Source organism: Thalassotalea euphylliae (assembly GCF_003390335.1).
Taxonomy (GTDB): Bacteria; Pseudomonadota; Gammaproteobacteria; order Enterobacterales; family Alteromonadaceae; genus Thalassotalea_F; species Thalassotalea_F euphylliae_B.
In genome coordinates this window covers 1,902,775-1,923,883 of the sequence record NZ_QUOU01000001.1, presented here as the reverse complement: position 1 = coordinate 1,923,883, position 21,109 = coordinate 1,902,775, and the positions used below count along the sequence as shown (strand labels likewise).

15 protein-coding genes are annotated in these 21,109 nt (G+C 43.7%); 6 read left to right on the top strand and 9 right to left on the bottom strand.

All coding sequences use genetic code 11. From position 1 onward, the window contains the following. Positions 1–118: 118 nt before the first annotated feature. Positions 119–388, top strand: coding sequence for a DUF2375 family protein (locus DXX93_RS08425; protein ID WP_181902174.1), 270 nt, complete (start codon positions 119–121; stop codon positions 386–388). On the opposite strand, the gene DXX93_RS08420 is transcribed toward DXX93_RS08425, so the two are convergent. Next, positions 385–927, bottom strand: a complete 543-nt coding sequence (locus DXX93_RS08420; protein ID WP_116007713.1) for an Mpo1 family 2-hydroxy fatty acid dioxygenase — start codon at positions 925–927, stop codon at positions 385–387. The two genes, DXX93_RS08425 and DXX93_RS08420, sit on opposite strands and share 4 nt — an antisense overlap. Before the next feature lie 279 nt (positions 928–1,206). Between DXX93_RS08420 and ubiG the strand changes: the two genes are divergently transcribed. The 5 genes from ubiG (at position 1,207) to yfaE (ending at position 7,045) form a co-directional block, all read left to right on the top strand. Further along, complete coding sequence (gene ubiG / locus DXX93_RS08415; RefSeq protein ID WP_116007712.1) at positions 1,207–1,917, top strand: bifunctional 2-polyprenyl-6-hydroxyphenol methylase/3-demethylubiquinol 3-O-methyltransferase UbiG; 711 nt, start codon at positions 1,207–1,209, stop codon at positions 1,915–1,917. Beyond that, on the top strand, positions 1,917–2,642 hold the full coding sequence (gph, locus tag DXX93_RS08410; RefSeq protein ID WP_116007711.1) for a phosphoglycolate phosphatase: 726 nt from the start codon (positions 1,917–1,919) through the stop codon (positions 2,640–2,642). Before ubiG ends, gph begins: the two co-directional genes overlap by 1 nt. 383 nt (positions 2,643–3,025) lie before the next feature. Next, positions 3,026–5,290 (top strand): class 1a ribonucleoside-diphosphate reductase subunit alpha, encoded by a 2,265-nt coding sequence (gene nrdA, locus DXX93_RS08405; protein WP_116007710.1) that lies wholly within the window; start codon positions 3,026–3,028, stop codon positions 5,288–5,290. Positions 5,291–5,533: 243 nt separating this feature from the next. Further along, entirely contained in the window at positions 5,534–6,664 is a 1,131-nt protein-coding gene (nrdB, locus tag DXX93_RS08400) for a class Ia ribonucleoside-diphosphate reductase subunit beta (protein ID WP_116009888.1), read from the top strand. Between the two features lie 99 nt (positions 6,665–6,763). Continuing rightward, positions 6,764–7,045: a class I ribonucleotide reductase maintenance protein YfaE gene (gene yfaE, locus DXX93_RS08395; RefSeq protein ID WP_116007709.1), complete on the top strand. Its 282-nt coding sequence runs from the start codon at positions 6,764–6,766 to the stop codon at positions 7,043–7,045. A 129-nt stretch (positions 7,046–7,174) separates the two neighbouring features. Here yfaE and DXX93_RS08390 read toward each other — a convergent pair whose 3' ends face one another. From DXX93_RS08390 to DXX93_RS08355, 8 genes are all read right to left on the bottom strand, one after another. After that, positions 7,175–8,479 carry a diguanylate cyclase gene (locus DXX93_RS08390; RefSeq protein ID WP_116007708.1) on the bottom strand — a complete coding sequence of 435 codons (1,305 nt, stop codon included), beginning with the start codon at positions 8,477–8,479 and terminating at the stop codon, positions 7,175–7,177. Between the two features lie 176 nt (positions 8,480–8,655). Next, on the bottom strand, positions 8,656–12,756 hold the full coding sequence (locus DXX93_RS08385; protein ID WP_116007707.1) for a hybrid sensor histidine kinase/response regulator: 4,101 nt from the start codon (positions 12,754–12,756) through the stop codon (positions 8,656–8,658). A gap of 33 nt (positions 12,757–12,789) precedes the next feature. Beyond that, positions 12,790–15,336, bottom strand: a complete 2,547-nt coding sequence (locus DXX93_RS08380) for a hybrid sensor histidine kinase/response regulator (RefSeq protein ID WP_116007706.1) — start codon at positions 15,334–15,336, stop codon at positions 12,790–12,792. After that, a complete protein-coding gene (locus DXX93_RS08375; protein WP_181902173.1) occupies positions 15,336–16,502 on the bottom strand; it encodes a response regulator transcription factor in 1,167 nt (388 codons plus the stop codon). The genes DXX93_RS08380 and DXX93_RS08375 overlap by 1 nt, the downstream gene beginning before the upstream one ends. 176 nt (positions 16,503–16,678) lie before the next feature. Continuing rightward, on the bottom strand, positions 16,679–18,403 hold the full coding sequence (locus DXX93_RS08370; protein WP_116007704.1) for an ATP-binding SpoIIE family protein phosphatase: 1,725 nt from the start codon (positions 18,401–18,403) through the stop codon (positions 16,679–16,681). Positions 18,404–18,407: 4 nt separating this feature from the next. Next, the gene (locus tag DXX93_RS08365) at positions 18,408–18,716 is read right to left on the bottom strand and encodes an STAS domain-containing protein (RefSeq protein ID WP_116007703.1); all 309 of its coding nucleotides are present in this window, start codon (positions 18,714–18,716) and stop codon (positions 18,408–18,410) included. Positions 18,717–18,731: 15 nt separating this feature from the next. Continuing rightward, on the bottom strand, positions 18,732–20,003 hold the full coding sequence (locus DXX93_RS08360; protein ID WP_116007702.1) for a methyl-accepting chemotaxis protein: 1,272 nt from the start codon (positions 20,001–20,003) through the stop codon (positions 18,732–18,734). Beyond that, positions 19,996–21,108, bottom strand: a complete 1,113-nt coding sequence (locus DXX93_RS08355) for a protein-glutamate methylesterase/protein-glutamine glutaminase (protein WP_258872628.1) — start codon at positions 21,106–21,108, stop codon at positions 19,996–19,998. Before DXX93_RS08355 ends, DXX93_RS08360 begins: the two co-directional genes overlap by 8 nt. Position 21,109: the final 1 nt, after the last annotated feature.

Genomic DNA, 21,109 nt, shown 5'->3' with positions numbered 1-21,109 from the left:
CATCTGTAGCAACGAAAAGACATAAACTACATATAGGTTACAAAATGGAACAGTGTTGACGAAGACTTGGATTCGGTTAATAGTATAATGGACTTTTATGTTTTCATCAGGAAGTGGTATGAAGGACAGTGGATCAACAACCAAACAACTAGTCACAGTGTTGTATTTAGACAACAACGATGTTCAATTGAAGCATCATTACGGCTGCTATCCACGCCGAGATAATGGTCGCGTCGTGTTACCTGATGATTTTAAACAGAACAAGCAAATACTTGCCGTATGTAAAGGCATGGTCACCGTGTTAAGTGGCCTAGGCGATCGCATCGGTAATGATAATTTTGTCATCGCCGACAACAACCCGCTATCGGCGTTAGAGTCTAATCACTAAGCTTGCTTGGGCTTTAATGACTGTTCAAAACACTTTCTTTTTTCAAGCGCTTTTTCGTGTACTTGAGCTGCCATTGCCTTATCCAAACCAAGCGCAAAATATAGCTCAGCAATTAAGAATAAAGGCCCAATCAATAATTGGTTAATGTCGTCGACAAATGCAGGCTTAGCGCGCTCGAAAGCATGGCCAATAAATTGAAACAGCCAACCGACGATAAACACCCCAATCGCTAGTGCCGCAGGGTACTCAACACCCACAAAAAACTGAGTGCTGTAGATCAAAGGCCCAAATATGCAGGCTATCATTAGGGCTAGTGCGACATGTAGTACTAAATAATAAGCAAGCACACACAAGCCAACCACACTGGCCAATCCGATAGCGAAATCTTCCCCCATGACGCGAGCGTCGAAGCTCACCAAATTCAGTAGTAAAGCCACTGCCCAGATGATTAAAGGCACTCCAATGACATGGGTTTTTATATTATGCTTATTTAAATGAACACTTTTGTAGTTAGACAACTGTTCAATCACGTTTTTCATCGCTGGCTACTCTGTTGTAATTAGGTTTTATTATTATGTTTGTACATTTTTAAATCTAAGTAGTTTCACCGTAAAAAGCAATCTTGCGCGATTACTCGCCCTGTTACTTGCGGTTTACTAGGCTATCACCTCCCGCCTAATCCCCAATTAGCGCTGCCAAAAAATAATACATTGCGGGTTGCCTCAACAAAAAGCGAATCTGCACTGGGCTTCGATAGGCGCTTGGTTTAGAATTCTCAACATCATTTTATAGCTCAATCAAAAAGAACAGCGCACTACATGTCAGATAAAATCAACGTAAACCCAGAAGAAATCGCCAAGTTTGAACAAGTGGCCAGCCAGTGGTGGGATCTAACTGGTGATTTTAAACCCCTGCATCAAGTTAACCCGCTGCGTCGACAATTCATACTTCAACATGTCGATTCTGTGTTTGACAAACAAGTACTTGATGTTGGTTGTGGTGGCGGTATTTTATCTGAGAGCTTGGCAAAGCTAGGCGCCAACGTCACAGGTATTGATTTAGGTGAAGAGCCGCTCAACGTTGCTAAACTGCACGCTTTGGAGTCTGGTGTTGAGGTTAATTACCAAAAAATACCTGCTGAGCAAAAGGCAATTGAATGCCCAGCGCATTTTGATGTGGTGACTTGTATGGAAATGCTAGAGCATGTGCCAGATCCAGCATCTATCATTAAAGCCTGTGCTCAGATGGTAAAGCCACAAGGCTACGTATTTTTCTCAACGCTTAACAAAACAGTAAAAGCCTACTTATTGGCAATTTTAGCCGCGGAAAAGGTCTTAAAAATTGTGCCTGATGGTACACACGATCACGATAAATTTATCAGACCTTCACAACTTATCGGCTGGGCGGAAAGCGAGGGGTTAAAGTGTATTGATGCTACTGGTATTCACTACAACCCAATCACTGAAAATCACAAGCTAGGCGGTAGCCTGGATGTTAACTACATCATTTGCTGCCAAAAGGTGAGCTAATGGCTACCCTTTCTGCGATAACCGACACACCTTCAACGAACAAGCCATTGAAGTATCATGGAGTTCTGTTCGATTTGGACGGAACACTGCTTGATACCGCAAATGATTTAGGCGAGGCACTTAATGCCATATTAGCCAATCACAACCAGCCATTGGTTGAGCGAGCACGATATCGTCCTGTTGCATCAGACGGAGCCAAAGGCTTGCTTGAGCTTGGCTTTGGCGAGCAGTTAGCATTGTTTGATTATGAACAACTGCGTGCTGAGTTTCTCGACTATTACCAACACCATATTGCGGTGCACACCACTTTGTACCCGGGCATTGAAACGCTAATTGAGGCGTTAGATGCCAACCAAATTCCATGGGGCATAGTCACCAATAAGCCAATCGGGTTAACCAGCTTGTTATTACCTCACTTTCCACTACTGGACTCTGCGGGCTCAGTATTAGGCGGAGATTCACTCGCGCAGCGTAAGCCTCACCCTGCGCCCTTACTCAAAGCTGCCGAAGAAATTGGTATTGCGCCCGAGCACTGCATATACGTTGGTGATGCGCCACGTGATATTGAAGCAAGTAATGCAGCGGGAATGTATAGCATTATTGCAAACTGGGGCTATATACCAGCCGAGGCAAACACACAGCAATGGCACGCCCAGATGAGTTGTGATCATCCAGGTGAAATGCTAGCGCTGGAATCTTTGTTCACAAAACAACCAAAAAGCTAACCTGTTGATAATTATAGAGATCAGACCATATATGCAAAATAGAAATAAAAAATAGAATTTAATGTAATAAATAATTCTATATCGGCAAAAAAGTGAAAAAAAACCGTTGCGTTTTTATTAAGGTAAAATTAAAAAGCACTACTAAGTTAGTCATTACTAACCAGTCAAATTTAGCCCAGATTATTAAATAATCACTCTCATTTTTTGCCCTTGCAAAGATGGTCAAACCTCATTATCTTGTGATCATATTTTTTAAATAACCCAATATATTGTGTATCGAATATTCAAATAACCACTACTGATAGTGGTTAGCAGCTTCTTGAATAATTGCTCATCAATATCTGTTCAAAAAATAAGAATAATAAATACACTCAAGGTCTTTCATGAATAGTAATCTTTTTGTAACTAAACGAAATGGCAAAAAAGAAGCCATTGATCTGGAAAAAATTCACAAAGTCATTGCTTGGGCCGCCGAAGGCCTTGAAGACGTTTCAGTTTCGCAGGTTGAATTAAAATCTCATATCCAATTCTACGATGGGATCAAAACCTCAGACATTCATGAAACGATCATTAAAGCAGCCGCAGATTTAATCTCTGAAGAATCACCTGATTATCAATATTTAGCTGCTCGCCTTGCGATTTTCCATTTGCGTAAAAAAGCTTATGGCCAATTCGAGCCACCTAAGCTATTTGATCACGTCGTCAAAATGGTGGAATCGGGCAAATATGACCAGCATTTATTAGCAGATTACACACAAGCTGAATTCGAGCAGATGGAAAGCTACATTGACCATCGCCGCGATCTCAACTTCAGCTATGCGGCCGTTAAGCAGCTAGAAGGCAAGTACTTAGTTCAAAACCGTGTGACTGGTGAGATCTACGAAAGTGCCCAATTCTTATATATTTTGGTTGCAGCGTGTTTATTTGCTAAGTACCCAGCCGATACCCGTTTAAGCTACATTGAAGGTTTTTACAACGCGATTTCAACCTTCAAATTATCGTTACCAACACCCATTATGTCTGGTGTGCGTACACCAACTCGCCAATTCTCATCATGTGTTTTGATCGAGTGTGATGATAGCCTTGATTCCATTAACGCCACTTCAAGTGCGATTGTTAAATACGTTTCTCAGCGAGCTGGTATTGGCATTAATGCTGGCCGTATTCGCGCCCTTGGCAGCGAAATTCGCAACGGTGAAGCGTTCCACACCGGCTGTATTCCGTTCTACAAACACTTCCAAACAGCGGTTAAGAGCTGTTCACAAGGCGGTGTACGCGGCGGTGCGGCTACCCTATTCTACCCGCTTTGGCATTTAGAAGTAGAGAGCTTGCTTGTCCTTAAAAACAACCGTGGTGTAGAAGAAAACCGCGTTCGTCACTTAGATTACGGCGTACAGTTTAATAAACTAATGTACCAACGCTTGATCAAGGGTGAATCAATCACCTTATTCAGCCCAAGCGATGTGCCTGGCTTATACGACGCATTTTTTGAAGACCAAGAAAAATTTGAAGCGCTGTACATCAAATACGAACAAGATGAGTCGATTCGCAAAAAGCGTATCAAAGCAATTGAATTATTTGGTTTATTTGCCCAAGAGCGGGCAAGCACTGGCCGTATCTATCTGCAAAACGTTGACCACTGTAATACACATGGCCCGTTCAATCCTGAATACGCGCCAATTCGTCAAAGTAACTTGTGTTTAGAAATTGCTTTACCGACTAAGCCGATGACAGATGTTAATGATCCTAACGGTGAAATTGCATTGTGTACGCTGTCAGCATTTAACTTAGGGGCAATTGACAGCCTGGACGAATTAGAGGGTCTGGCTGATTTAGCTGTTCGCGCGCTTGATAGCTTATTGGATTACCAAGACTACCCAGTACCAGCGGCACATAATGCAACCATGGGTCGTCGTACGCTAGGTATAGGCGTGATTAACTATGCCTACTACTTAGCGAAAAATGGTGTGTACTATTCAAACGGTAGTGCCAATAATTTAACGCACCGCACGTTTGAAGCAATTCAATTTTACTTATTGAAAGCGTCGAACCTATTGGCTAAAGAACAAGGTGCTTGCCCACTGTTTAACGAAACCAAGTTAAGCCAAGGCATTTTACCTATCGACACCTATAAAAAAGAGATCGATAAAGTCACTGGCGAGCAGCTTCACCTTGACTGGGAGTGGCTGCGTGAAAGCATTAAAGAGCACGGTGTTCGTAACTCAACTGTATCGGCACTCATGCCATCAGAAACATCATCGCAAATTTCAAATGCGACCAATGGCATTGAACCTCCACGCGGTTTGATCAGTATTAAAGCCAGTAAAGATGGTGTTTTAAAGCAAGTTGTACCTGAATACAAACGCCTTAAAGGTAACTATGAATTACTGTGGAACATCCCAAGTAACGATGGTTATTTAGAGCTCGTTGGTATTATGCAGAAATTTATTGATCAAACAATTTCTGCCAATACCAACTACGACCCATCGCGCTACGAAGGTGGCAAAGTACCTGTTAAGCAAATCATCAAAGACTTACTTACTGCGTACAAGTTGGGTGTCAAAACACTGTATTACCACAACACACGTGATGGCGCCGACGACAGTCAGCAAGATGACGGTTGTGAAGGCGGCGCGTGTAAGATCTAAACTTTTACACGCTACGTAGAGTGCGAGCCGCATGGTTAAATGCAGATTGCTAAGCGCAAATTGCATAAAAATGACCTGCGGCTTGTTTGTGTTTTGAAGCATAAGCTTTCGACATGCAAAACACGCAAAAATAAAAACAGCAAAACAGAACTCAAACATTACGCTAACAGTACTGTTGCAATTACAAAGCAATTACCATGCACTTTCAAAAATGTCAGTGAAGTACGACATTTGGAGCTATTAATGACTTATACAACTTTTAATCAGACCCCAACAAACGCCCTGCTTGAACCGATGTTTTTGGGTAACAGTGTTAACGTTGCTCGCTATGATCAACAAAGATATATGGCGTTTGAAAAGCTGATAGAAAAGCAACTTTCGTTCTTTTGGCGTCCAGAAGAGGTTGACGTATCTAAAGACCGCGCCGACTGGCAAGGCTTAACGCCATCAGAAAAGCATATTTTTATTTCTAACCTAAAGTACCAAACCCTGCTCGATAGTATGGCTGCACGCTCTGTTAATGCGGTATTACTGCCGCTAGTTTCATTGCCAGAGCTAGAAACTTGGATTGAAACTTGGGCATTTAGTGAGACCATTCACTCTCGCTCATACACGCATATTTTGCGTAATCTATTTACCGAGCCAGGTGAAGTGTTCGACGATATTGTCGTCAACCCTGCTATTTTAAATCGTGCCACCAGCATTGCTAAATACTTCGACGATGTGATTTTGACAACGCAATTGCTGCAAGCGCAGGGCGAAGGCAGTTATGAAGTAGAAGACAAAACGGTTGAAGTTAGTCAGCGTAAATTAAAAGAGCGTTTATTCCTTGCAATTTGCTCGGTAAATGCCTTAGAAGCTATTCGTTTTTACGTCAGTTTTGCTTGTTCATTTGCCTTTGCAGAGCGCGAATTACTCGAAGGTAACGCGAAAATCATTAAGCTGATTGCCCGTGATGAGGCGCTTCATTTAACGGGTACTCAGCATATTCTAAACAACTGGATGTCGGGTAAAGACTGTCCAGAAATGAAGGAAATTGCGGACGAACTCAAAGAAGAAGGTCGCCAAATCTTCCTTGATGTGGTTGAACAAGAAAAAGAGTGGGCTGAATACTTGTTTAAAGACGGCTCAATGATTGGTTTGAATGCACAGATCCTAAATCAATACATCGAATACATTAGCCACCAACGCATGGGCGCTATCGGCTTAGAATCGCCATTTAACGTCAAGAGTAATCCATTACCTTGGATGAATGCCTATTTGGTGAGTGACAACGTGCAAGTTGCACCGCAAGAGTCTGAGATTTCCAGCTACTTAGTCGGCCAAGTCGATGCGGCCGTTGCCGATGACGATTTTGACGACTTCGATCTATAAAATTCACCTGTGTGCTTTTGTCTTATGCGCTTTGATATAACACCTGTAGAAATGACTAAATGACTGTTTTTCAAGGACGAGTGGTACTGTTTTTCAAACATGAGTAGTAGTGAGAATAACAAGCTGTCACACAAAGTCACCGCTAATGGCCAAGAGGTCATTTTTACCGACAAGCACCCAAACTTATTGGTGTGTTTAGAAGAGGCCAATATCGAAGTGCACTACCATTGTCGCGATGGCTATTGTGGCGCGTGCCGTGTCAAACTAGGTAAAGGGCAAATCTGCTACCCGCAAGGTGAGCCACTCGCATTTGTCGGTGAAGACGAGATTCTGCCCTGCTGCTGTGTTCCAACCGCGGATATTGAACTAACCGTCGACTAGCTAGCAGGCTTGGAAAACTTTAATAAAAAAACCAGCAATACGCTGGTTTTTTTAGTTGTAAGCTTTGTGAGCAGTAAGACTTGGTAGCTGCTCACTATGCATTAGTCATTAGTGAACGTAATGGTGAAATTACTCTATCTTTAACTCGACTTTAATGCCATTGATAACGCGCGCTAATTCAAACGACACATTGTCGAATAACCCTTGATAACTTTCTTTGTCGCCGTCATTAGCAGCGACATCCAGTAATTTGGCGCGCTCAAATAACTGTAGTGCACCAACAGAGCAGGCGACGCCCTTTAAAGTGTGAACCAAGTGCTTAATACGTCCTTGATCATCGTTATCGATAGCCTGCTGAATTCTCAAGCCATCTTCGTGATGGTCATCGTAGAACATGTGCAGGATTTCTCTAAACAAGCTGTCATCGCCCAGTACGTTGTCCAAACCAACCTGATAGTCGATACCGACCAAGCCGTCTTCCTGATTTTCAGCCGCCATTGGTTCAGTTTCCACCACTACTGCTTGAGTTGGTTGCGCTGTTTCTGACGGGTGACTTAGCGTTATATTTCTCGATTGCTGTTTCGCTTGATATAAAAACTTATCAGCGTTTTGCATCAATTGGTTGAAGTCGTAACCGACATTGGGGTGCTGCGCACACGCAATACCAATACTGGCGGTCACAAAAATTTGCTCTGTGCCCAATTCCATTGGCATTTGCTCTAACGCCTTTCTAAAGCGCTCACAAACGCTTAACGCATCCGGTAAGCCCACATTAGGCATACATACAGCAAATTCTTCGCCCCCTACGCGGCCTGTAATATCATAATCGCGAAATGTACTGGCAAGTAGACCAGCAAACTGTTTGAGGACAATATCGCCTGCTTCATGGCCATAGTTGTCGTTAACCGACTTAAAGTGATCAATATCAATCATCGCCATCGATAAATTTTGAATAGATCGCGATGTTTGATTGATCGCTTTTAGGCTCAGCTTCTCGAACTGCCCCTTGTTGTTCAAATTCGTTAAAAAGTCAGTTTTGGCAAGGTTTTCCAGTGTTAACGTTTTTTCTCTCAGGCGCAGGGCATTGCGAATGCGCGCCAGCAATACTTTAGCGATATAGGGCTTGGTCACGTAATCATGGGCGCCGAGTTCTAACGCTTGAACAATTTGATCCTCGTCATCAGACGCAGACAGCATGATGACAGGAATGTTAACCCACTCTGGGTTTTCCTTAATTTTTTTTAAAGTCTCAATACCTGACATACCAGGCATATAAAGATCGAGTAGCAAAATGTCTATATTGTCATTTTGAATTGCCGTTAATGCACTCTCTCCATCAAGCGCTTTGACTACCTGATAACCTTCTGCCTGAAGGTCAAATTCCAGTAACATTAACGTATCTTTGGCATCGTCTGCAGCCAAAACTGTGTACATAGTTTGTCCTTAATAAATGCCTTTCATTGCCAATACTATCGAATAATACTCAACAATATAAGACCGCTTTTTAACTTAATACTTTCAGTGCCTTACATAAGTTTAGCAAACACTTGAATAAAATTGCGTTTTTGGCTTTGCTACTGAGTATCATCAACATCAATATTCGACATGCGCTAAGCCTCAACGGAGTGCGTTAAAAACTCACTTAAATGTGTCATAAACTCTTGGTACGTATCACTAAGTGGCGTTGTTAATCGAGTCAGTTCGTCATGATTACCCGCTTTTGCCGCCTGCTCAATTTGCAGTGCAATACCACCGAGCTTGAGGCCGCCAAGATTGTTTGATGACCCTTTGAGCTTGTGTGCAAACGCTAACACCTCATCTTTGTCCAGCTTTGCCAATGCCTCGGCTAAACTATCGAATAATTCAGGCGCCTCATTCACGTATAATTCGACAAGGTTACGCACTAACTGTTCATTGTTCCTGACCCGTTTAAACAAGGCCAGCTTATCCCAAAGCACATCGACATCATCCTCGTGTTCCCGCCCGTTAACGGGGGTTGCCTCCTGACCAGACAATACATCCTGATTGATTTCGTCGCTTAATTCCGCTTTTTTCACCCAATGACTCAAACTCAGACCAAGTTTGTCGGCATCAATAGGTTTAGACAAATAATCGTTCATACCAGCTGCAAGGCACTTTTCCTTATCACCTTTCATCGCATTCGCGGTCATGGCGATAATCGGTATACCTTGGTAGGCATGACCAGCCTTACCCGCTCGAATTGCCTCGGTCGTTTGATAACCATCCATTTCTGGCATTTGACAATCCATCAAAATAATATCGTATGGCGCATTAACTGGTGACTGAACCAAACACGTTAACGCCTCTCTACCATGATTGGCAATATCGGCATGGCCGCCACAATTCCCAAGAATGCCTTGCACCACCGCTTGATTAATCCGATTGTCTTCCACCAGTAAAATACGAATCCCTTTAAGCGAATTATCTTGTCCATCGCCTCCTGCACTCGGGTGCACATTGTAGTGAGTCAATAACGGCGACCCACCGTGCTCGCTCTCGGTACTGTTTAATACAACGGCCATCGCGTTGCGCAGATCACTTGTCGTTGCGGGTTTGGGAAAATATGCACTATAGCCAAGCTCGGCAAAATAACTTGCATCCCCACGCTCATTCATTGAGGTCATCATGATCAACTTAATTTTTTGCGATTGTGGAGATTTTTTCAATTGCTGACCCAGCACGACACCATCAATGTCATCTAACTTGCGATCGAGTATCGCCACTTCAAAATAATCTTTGGGTCGCTGCTCGATTTTCGCTAGCGCGGCTTGTCCACTGTCAGCAGTCACCACCGAAGCCCCCCACACCGACAGCTGTTCGGCGAGGACTTCTCGATTGGTACTATTAACATCAACAACGAGTATATGATGGCCAACAAAGCTGATCTCCGGAATGGCAACAGGTGTCTGCTCACTGCGCTGCATGACTAAATCAAAGGTAAACTGACTACCGACATTAATCGAGCTTTCAACAGCGACACTCCCCGTCATCAACTGGCATAACTTTTTCACAATCGCCAAACCTAACCCAGTGCCGCCATAACGTCTTGTGGTACTGGCATCGACTTGTGTAAAAGAGTCAAACAGCTTGCCGAGCTTACTTTCGGCGATACCAATTCCGGTATCGATGACCTGACATTCAAATTTTAACTGCTCTTGCTCATCAATGAGCACTGGTGACAACTTCGCGCGGATAACAACTTCGCCTCGCTCGGTAAACTTAATGGCATTGCCGACGAGGTTAGTAATAATTTGCCTCAGTCTTGTCGGGTCACTCTTTACCATAGATAAGCTTATCTGGCTGACATCGAGAATAAGCTCTACGCCTTTTTCTTGCGCCTTTATCGCCATCGACTCGACAATATCTCCCAAATGCGCACGCAAATCAAAATCTAAAACTTCCAGCTCGAGCTTACCGGCTTCAACTTTGGAAAAATCGAGAATATCGTTGATCAAGTTCAACAGAGAAAAAGCACTAGAATTAGCCAGCTGTACATAGTGTCGTTGCTTAGTCGATAATTCACTTTGTTCAAGTAAGCCCAACATGCCCATCACACCATTCATTGGTGTTCTAATTTCATGGCTCATGCTAGCTAAAAATTCTGATTTTAAGCGCAACGACTCCTGCGCCATATCCAGTGCTTCTTGTTTTAAATCATGTAATAGCCGTTGCTCAGTGACATTGCGATTGGTACCAACGAGGCGCTTGATATCGCCTTGCTGCTCAACAATCGCTTTGGCATGTGCCTCAATGTAGTTGACTTGATTGTCCGGCATTAAAATTCTGAACGTCAGGTTGAAGTCTTCACCTGTCGACATCGATCGCTCTATCGCCTGATCGACAATTTCACGATCTTTTGGGTGTACTGCTTTTAGCCAAATCTGCTCAGGTAGCACACCGTCGCTTTTTTCATAGCCATAAAGACTGTACATCCGCTTATCCCAAGAAACACGGCCGGTGACACGGTTGTATTCCCACACACCAATTTGCGGGGCTGATAGAGCAAAATCTAATCGCCATGCAAGTTCATTGGCATCACGCAAGGCCGATTTACGTTCTGATTCGAGTAGTTTGTAGTAAGTGTTATCGCGGATCAGGCCGGTATACATTAAACCCTGCTCGGTGATCACCTCAGAAACAACAAGCAGCATTGGAAATACTTCCCCATCCTTGCGCATCGCTGGTAATTCTCTGCCCGTTATCGAGCGGCAACTGGACTTAGGATCGCTAAAGTCCACAGCAATCTGCTCAAACTGGGCGGCGGTATCATGGGGCAAAAGCAAGGTTAAATGGTTACCAATCATATCTTTTGCTCGATAACCAAACATCCGCTCAGCGGAACGATTAAACGCTAAGATGTTGCCATCAACGTCGAAATTAACCACGGCATCGGCTATCGAGTTTAAAATAGATTGCAGTTTGGCTGACGTGTCCTGCGATTCTAGTAAGGTGCGATTGACAGACGCTTTTTGCGCTTCAACATGTTTAAGTAAACGCTCAAAACTGCGCGCTAATCGGCCAGTTTCGTCTTTTTTTGTGGTTGGCAATGGTAAAGTATCACCACTGGTTTCATAGTGGCTGATACTGCTAATCATTTTAGTCAATGGCGCAATCATTCGCCTAGACCCAATAATAGAGAGCACAAAAGCAATTAATGCCAGTGCTAATCCAAAAAGTAATAGCTGCTCTTCTAAGCGGGTAAACGCGGCAAACAAACGGTGACCATCATGGCTAAACTGTAAGTTAAGCGTAACGTGCTGGCCGCGCTCAATGAAATTTAATTGTTTGGCAATATTGAGGCTAAGATCTGCGCGCTTGATTCGCTCAAACAGTGATTGTTTTGTGTTGTCCAGTTCAGTACTAGATGCTAAGTCGGTTTCAACGTGTTGCGCTAAACTCTCGGCACTTTCACTAGTTTCGGTAGCTTGTGAAGTTAGTTGTTCGTTAAGCTGTTGAGCACGGTTTGCAATACTAAGCCCACTGCTTTGATAAACTAAAGTTGACTCACCATCAGTGATTTGAATACTTTCACCCGCCTTGTAAAACCTCGTCAATAATTCATGCAATGACGATAAATCAAACGCCACCACTAAGCTTGCAACATGCTTTTCACGGTGGAACAAAGGATTGACCGTTATCATTAACGTGGTCGCTTGCTTTTTGATTTTAAGGTGTTGAAAGTAGGTGTCTTTTACTTGCTTAAACTGCTCAGGCCTAGTCCTAACTATAGTCAAGATTTGCTGCTGATGAGGAGCAGAAACACTGTGCTGGGCTGCAATTAGCTTACCGCTATCTGCGAGCAATGAAATCGTAACAAATTTAGGTTTAGCGGCAATCAGTGAGGCGAAAGCCGCGTTGAACTGGCGCTCCTGGTTGCTCAAACTAATGCCGTAGTCTTTGGCCGTTTCGTCGTTAACTAACTGCTCAACAAGGTGGGCGTTAGTGATAGCAATGGCATCTTCGAAGTTCACCTCAAAGTAGCGCTTAACCATAGCCGACACAAACTCTGCATTTTCAGCGAGGTCTTGTTCAGCGTGTTGTTGGAGAATTTTGCTACCTTCCAAGTAGGAAGTTAGGCTCATGACAGAGACGACAAAGATTGCGATGACAACACTAACAAAAGGCACTCTGAACTTTAGTGTCGTCCAAAAAGAAAAGCGCTTATATTGCTGTTTATTATTGTTGGTCATTGCGTTACATCTTTAATGCTTTATTGCTCAATATTACATGACGCTGTTCAAATTACTAAAAAATTGCGCGAGTTCAGTTGAATTGAAAGGCTTGCGAAGCACGGGGTAAGGCCAGGTTTTGTCATCATTATCAATGTAACCACTCATTGAGCCAATGGTTATTTGTGGAAAGCTTTGCTGCACAATGGCAGTTGCTTCACGACCGGTCATATCAGGTAAGATCATATCCGTCATAAACACATCAAAAGGGCCTTGCTCATTGATTGCATCAACCAAGGCTTCTTTAGACGTCACGTGCACCGTGTAAGCACCAACACTTTCTAAAAACAGTGCCACAAATTCAGCAATACTGGCCTCATCATCCAAAATTAACACCCGCTGACGCTGCATGTTGTCGAGTGTAACTCCCCTTTCGGCATGCGGATAATAAATGGTCGCAGTTTTGTTGGCAACGGCTCGTTTACAGGTGAATTCCAGCACAAAATGAGCGCCACCTAGTTCTGATTTTCCGTAAACCCGTATTTGAGCGTTGTGCTTGTAGATTGTACTGTACACATTCGCCAGACCGATACCGTGTCCCTTGCTCACCGACTTGCTGGAATAGAATGGGTCAAAGATCTTGGTGAGATTTTCAGACAATATCCCCACACCGCTGTCTTTCACATGAACTTCAAATGAGCCTTTCGCATTGTAATGGGCAGAGAGTTGAATTTTACCGCTACCGCCTTGGTCTTTGATGGCGTCTTGCGCATTGATCACTAAATTGAGCAAAATATTGATAAACTCACCTTGCGGAAAGTAAATCGTGCATTTTTCTTTTGGTAAGTTAATTTCTAACTCAATCGTATTGATCAGTATTTGCCTAAACAAATATTGGTTATCGAGGATGTCATTGAGCGGATCGAATTCAACCACTTTAACCATCGGCTTTTTGGTAAACGCCAACAGCCTTTCAGTGACACTTTTCCCCTTGTCGATAGCATTTTTAACACGATCGATATAGCGAGATATGTCTTGCTCTCCTTGCGAAAATTTAAGCTCTAACATTTCAATCGCGCCAAGTGCGACACCTAACACATTATTAATATCATGTGATACGTTGCCAAACGTGTTGCCCAATAGCGCAAGTCGGTTGCTAATCAGCTGTTGCTGCTCCTTCCTGAATTTGTCGGTAACATTTTCGACAATCCAAATGTAGACCCCTTCGTCAGCTTCATACGTTACCGATAAATCAAATACCGTGTTGTAGTCATCAAAACTTATGTGGGTGCGCTTGAGCTGGCCGTCAAGCTGTGCAATTTTTTTAAACGATAAGTACTCAGTAATACTGAAGTTGACGTAGTCAAACAAAGCGGTATTGCTGTCGCCTTGCTGCGGTGAGATGTCTTGATACACGACATTATCCTCTTCGTTAATGAAGAAGATCGGTACCTTGATGGTATAGTTCACTAAGGCGAGCAATTTGAGCTTTTCAAATACCGCTTCACTGCGCGTAATATCTCGGCTAATGCCAAACAAAGCGATAACCTTGCCGTCTGAATCGACTTCCACTTCGCCAATGGTTTCTATTTTCGCTTTCTTGCCATTGGCAAGCACAATACTCGACTTATGATAAAAGCTTTGGGCACACTCAATGCTTTGCTGGTAGGACGCTTGAATACGCTCTTGTTCATTGGCTTCGTGAAACGCAAGTACTTTTTCCAGGCTTGGTTTAAAGGTATGTGCTTGGGTGCCGTAAATGCGATATAACTCTGTCGACCAAAACATTTTTTGGTTACCGACATTGTATCGCCAATGCCCTGAGTTGCTAATTTTTTCTGCCAGCGACAAGTAATTGTTTTGCTTGCGCAGCTGTTGAATGAGCGATTTGGTTTCGGTGACATTGCGTATCGCACCATACATGCGCTCTGGTGCACCGTCTTGACCTCGCTTCAAACGAGCCGTTGCGTTTACCCACAACACCTGATTGTCATTGGTCGTCACTTGGTAGGTTGAGTTAAAGCTACTTTCTTCGCCAGACACCAACTGCCTAACTTGCTCTTGCAGTTCAAGCCACCGATCTTCACTAACATGCTGTCGCCAAAAACTTTTAGGTGCTGATAGTGGCGCTTTCTGATAACCGAGCAGCGCCGCTAGTTCCGGCGAACAATAAAGGAGATCAGACGCAATATCCCATTCCCAGTAGGTCTCATCTAAAGACTCTAAAGCCGTTCTCGTGTCTTCTTTTAACGGCTCACTTTGCTCTTTGGGCAACTCTTGCACAGCAGTGACGAAAACCCATTGTTTATCATCTTGTTGAAGAGTCTTCACGCCAACATGCACTAAGCTAGCTGTGGCTGTTTTTAACAAGTGTATCGCGCTATCTGTTAGCGCTGAGTCTTCATCACTCGTTAATTCATTCGTGAGTTCATGTGTTAACTCATAGCCTATTAACAGATAAGACAAAGGCTTACCTGTCAACTGTTCCGGTTGGTAACCCGACAGCATCGCCATGGCCGGATTAACCTGGCTAATTTCTTGCTCATCGTCAATTTCGACAACAGCAATTGGCAGCTCAGCCAACGCAATCGTATTTGCCATCAAAATAGCTCATCTTCTTCATCAAAATCAGCAACTGGCGCTGCTTGCGCTTGATTCAAAGATTTTAGGCTATCGACACTGTTGAGCGCTTGATCAAGCAACTGAGACACTTCGAGAAAGTTGACGTCATCTTGAGTGTGTTTTTTCAGGGCGTTGTGCACTAGATCTGTTAAGTAGCTTTCTTGCTCTTCACTCATGTCCAAAACATGAAAGCTCATTCCCATACTTTGTACAATTTCATTCATCACCTCTTGTTGGTGATGTTTAGAAATTTCAATCATCTTCTTGGTTTTTTCAACAGCCTGCTGAATTTGCTCTTGCACATCTACCAGCGAATTTTTGTAAGTGATAAACGCCATACGCGCGCCAATACACTCAATAACAGAAGCCAGTGCATCAATATAAATATCAGTATCAATAGCCCCTTCTTCGAGATTTAGCACCAGAATGGATACTAAAGGATGATTAAAGATAGTGCGCGTACCAAAGCGATAAAGACGAGGCTTAACCTTGAGCAACTCCATCACGCCTATTTCCACTGGCGAGCACAAGCCATTTTTCGAACTGTAAAAAAGCGGTTTGCCATGCAATGGGTAAAAGGCAATACAGCCATGTAAATTCATGCTGTAGAAAAAGGAAAAAACCTGATCGCGAATTTCTTCAAGACTAAAGCACTGGTTAAGGCGGGAAGTCAGCTGCATACAGGCACCATATTTTGAAGCCTGCGCCATCGAGATATTGATCACGCGATCTTTCGACATTAATTCACTTTCAAAGTCGTGTATTTTGTCTTGATAATGAATTAACTTTTCTAATTTTTGGGTCAGAGTTAACAGCGAGATAGGCTTAGCAAGAAAATCGTCAGCGCCACACTCCAACCCTTTTAAAATTGCTTCCTCGGTCGCCAACCCCGAATAGAGCACAAAGGAGTGCGCGCCAATTTGTTGGTCTACACACTGTTTTATCCAATTAGAGCCAACTTCTTGGCCGATGTATTCATCAACCAATGCAATATCAAATTTACCATGCTCGGCAATTTTAGCTTCACCAAGCGCAGTGGAAGTCGCCACTTCAACGGTAAATACCGTTTCAAGGCACTCAGTCAGTAACTCTAGGTATTGATCATCATCATCAATGATCAATACCGATTTTTTTAATTCAGTCATGTAGAAAGTCCTTAGTTTTCGGCAAGTGCTAACGCTGCTGTCCATAGAGTGGTGTTTTGAACCTTCATTACACCATTTGCACTTGCTCTTTGCGCTGGTCAAACTAAAACATCGTGGGTTTCAGCCTCACAAGCTCGCCTGTAAAAATACTTGTTGTTGGTTACGGGTGTTAATGGTTAAGCAATAAGGTAACTCGCCGTTACCGCACTTCCCCCATCGCGATAACTCAGCTGTTCACACAATTGACGCACTAATAAAATGCCTCTGCCACTGAGTGCGTTTTCAAGTTGCTGTGCTGAGCTCTTTTCCACATATGACTGGTAGTCAAAGCCTTGACCACTATCTTTAATGGAAATATCCATACGACCGCATTGACTTAACTGGTAATAACGCAGCGATATTTCGACCTTGCCGCAGGTCAGTGCTTTGAGCTTTTTCTCCCTTTCATGGAAATACAAAGCAAACCCCTCAGCTTCTTGTTTTAGCGCAGAATCTAACCCTAAGACACCGTGGTCGAGCGCGTTGACGAAAAGCTCAGTTAAAATAGTAAAGAGGTTTTGCCACTGCTCACCGCCGCCCTCGACTTCTTGGATAAAGCTCATGGCGATTGGAACAGGGTTAACTTTGGCTAAAGTTTCGCCGGAAAGAATAATATCCCATTGCCACAAAGCGCCGCACTCAGGAACGTCAACGAAGCTACCAAACGGTGCGTTTTTAGGTGTGGCTGCTGGGCTCAGCGCAACTGTTTTTATCCATTGATCACAAGGAACGCTGATCAGTGAGATATCATCTTCTTGCAAAGCTCCCTGACAAAAATCACTCACGTCACTAATGACGGTATCGGCGATACGATTCTTTGCAACGCCGCGCTGTGCGGCTTGTTCAAATCGTTCGATACCATACATTTCACCTTGTGGGTTACCTGCTTCAATAATACCATCACTGAGCAGCACCACACTGTCTGTGGGCGCAACCGTGACCACGTCAAGTTTACTGCCTGGCAGCAATGACTGAATGACCCCTAGTGGCGGATGTGTTGACACTATTTTGTGTTTAATATTGCCTTGCTCATCGTATACATAAGTATCGGGAAGACCTGCATTAAAGACATACGCGGTGGCATCTATGCTTGAGATACTCACAAAACTGGCGGCCAAGAATAAATCAGATGGCAGCAAATCGTACAATTGGTTATTGATTTGAACGATGATTTCAAACAGGCTAAAACCTTTTTTTGTCATCACTCTAAATGTTTCTGCAAGCGGGATAGCCCCAATGGAGGAGCGCAAACCATGGCCGGTAAAATCACCGAGCAAGACATTGACATCGCCATTGGGGCATTGAGCAGTCAGTTGAATATCGCCACTAAAGAGTTCGGCTGGTTTTTTTACAATCTCAATGCGATCGAGTGCGAAATTTCGTGACTCAATCACCCCAGACATCAACTGCTCGGCAAGCTCTGCATCTTGTTGCTGGGCTTGTTGTAGTGATTTGACTTGCGCATAAAGATCGCTAATACGCTGAATTGACTTGATTTTTGCCTTAAAAACTTCAGGTGAAAACGGGCGAACCAAAATACCATCGCCACCCGCTTCAATACTTTCGATAAACGCCTGATCTGTGTCCATGCTGGTGATGAAAATCAGTGGTGCCAAAGTGTTTTTTGAAAGTGACTTGATTTGCCTTGCCGCTTCATAACCATTCATGATCGGCATATTGATGTCCATGAGTACCAAATCAGGCTGATACTTGTTGTACATATCAACCCCGCGCGCTCCATCATTGGCGGTGAAAACCCGATACCCCTCTTCTTTCAACAGAACACTGAGCACTTTGCACTGCATTACAGAGTCATCAACGACGAGTGCAAGCTTGTAATGACGCTCTTGCGGGACTGACATAAAACTAATTCTCTATGGTAAGTAAACGATGGAATTGTGCAATTTCTAGAATTTTTGCCACCGATTCGTTTGGCTGCTTAATAATCACTTTGCCAGATAATTTTTCGGCATGGTCTTTCAACAATAAAATCATGCCCAGTGCCGAACTGTCCATATAAGACGTTCTCGACAAATCTAGGGTAAAAACGGCACCTTCGGTGACTTCGCCGATATAGCTGTCGCGAAACAGTTGGTGTAACGAGAAATCAAACCTGTCATCAATACTAATGGTGATCTCTTTAGAGTTCGCACTTACGTGTTTCTTCACTGACATTTACTACTCTCCTCATTAAAATAATTCAACATCGCCTTCATCCATGGAAGACTGTGATACTGTTCTTGCTTGGTTTGCCTGCTGGCTACTGGCTAAGCCCTCTGCGCATAGCTGCTGTAGTTCTCGCAGTGGTTGCTCGATATCATCCACTGAAGAAATTTTTGCCAGCGCTTGGTTAAGCTTAGCTAAATTATTCAAATTTAACGTTAAAGAATCTAACGTTTGATAGGTTAAATCTTCAAATTGCAACGAGCGAACGCCAGTTACTGCGGTTTCATCTATTTGACCTGAAATTGCCGCAAGGCGCTCTACGATGGTTTGTGTTTTGTCGTTAACGTCGCCAACGTGCTTCATCATGACACTGACGTTGTCTTTGGCGCGCAATGTAGAGGTCATATCAGCAGACGCCATCACTTCTACCGAGCCCCGCAATTTTTCAATGGTTTGCTGTGCGAGCGATATTTCTGTGCGAATATCATTGTTAAGATCAGTTGAGTTTTCAGAAAGTGCGCGAACTTCATTGGCAACAACGGCAAAACCTCGGCCGGCATCACCGGCACGCGCCGCTTCAATAGCCGCATTAAGCGCAAGTAAATTGGTTTGGCTGGCCAGGTTTTCGACTTGTTCCAGCAAGCTAAAAATACCGCCAATTTGCTTGACCATTTCGTCGGTGTAAGACATGGTTTCTAAACTTTGCTTACTGGTATTGATAATGACGCCAACGAAATCTTCTAGCGTCTTGTTGGAATCGGAAACAAAAGAAGCTAGCGTTGTTTTTCCTTCGTCGCCGATATTCTGGTTAGTATCAATGACTTCGCTAATCATTTGCTGCTGCTCTTGGCTTAATGCCTGTAAGCTCTTAAAGCTATATGAAATACCACCAATGGCATCTCTGACTAACCCCGTTACCCGCTGATGCTCTTGTTCAATCACGCTGACTTCATGGGCAATCAAGGCTGACATTTCCGTCAAGCTAGCGCGCAGCACGGAATCATCACCATGCTCAGTTTTACGCTGGTCGCCGCTCTGAGAAATACTCTGAGAAATGCCCTGAGCAGCGCTAGCTGAGCCATTTACGGAGTTCTTAGCTTCACGACTTGACGAGGGTTGAGCCGTGGTAAAAAGGCCCTGGCGGTTAAATGTGTAAACCATTACGCCAGCAATGACCAACACAACGAATAAGCACAAAGTTGTTAGCCAAGTAACAGCAAACATCAGTTGGTTAATTATCGCGAGCACACCTATCGCCATTAAGGTATGCAATTGTAACTTGGAGTTGTTAACCATTAATAACCTCTTTCATCTGCTCACGGGATAACGCCGCATAAGCTAATAGCTCTTGCGCAATATCAGTTAATGAATGCTCACTCGTATGGGCATTAAGTGCATGGGCAGCTCCTGGCATTCCCCAAATTAAACTCGACGCTTTATTCTGAATCAAGGTGCGCGCACCGTGTTTTTTCAACTTCGCCATACCTGCCGCGCCGTCTTGCCCCATACCAGTTAACAATAGCGCTTGGGTGTTGCTGGCAATAGGCATAAGTGAATCAAACAAGACATCAACTGATGGTTTATGCCGATTCACTGGCTCGGAATCTTCGAGTACCGAGAATAGCGAGCCGTTTTTCAATACCACTTGCAAATGCTGATCACCTGGCGCGATATAGACATTACCTTCTTTCAGTTTTTGTCCGTGTCGCGCTTCTTGCACTGTCACAGCAACATGACTATTAAGTCGAGTCGCAAAACGTTCACTGAATTTTACCGGAATATGCTGGGCAATAACGACTGGAGGACAATTGACGGGTAGTTGCGTAATAACTTGGCGCAACGCGTCAGTCCCGCCAGTAGAGGAACCGATTGCCACCAAATGATTCGCACGCTTACAACCGGCAAAGGCCAAGGTTGATTGCTCTGCTTGTTTGGTTTGTTTAGCTGAGCTGATCGCAGAAGACAATTGATAGCTTTTCTGATCAACTGTAACCGCTGATTTAAGCTTATCTAAGAGCGCATCTTTAAATGCGTAACGATTGGCCAATAACACCTCAAAACTAGGTTTCGCGATAAAGTCTATCGCGCCCAGTTCAAGAGCTTCCAAGGTGATGTCTGCACCTTTTGTGGTCAAGGTCGATAACATAATGACGGGCATCGGTCGCAAACGCATTAAATTACTCAAAAAAGTGATGCCGTCCATCTTAGGCATCTCGACATCAAGCGTAATCACATCAGGGTTGAGTTTTTTAATCTGCTCGCGCGCCACGTATGGGTCTTTGGCTTCACCCACAACCTCTAAAGCCGGATCTGAGCTAATGATCTCCGTTAAAATGCTGCGGATCACCGAAGAATCGTCGACGATTAGTACCTTAATTTTCTTCATATTCGTTATATTCATT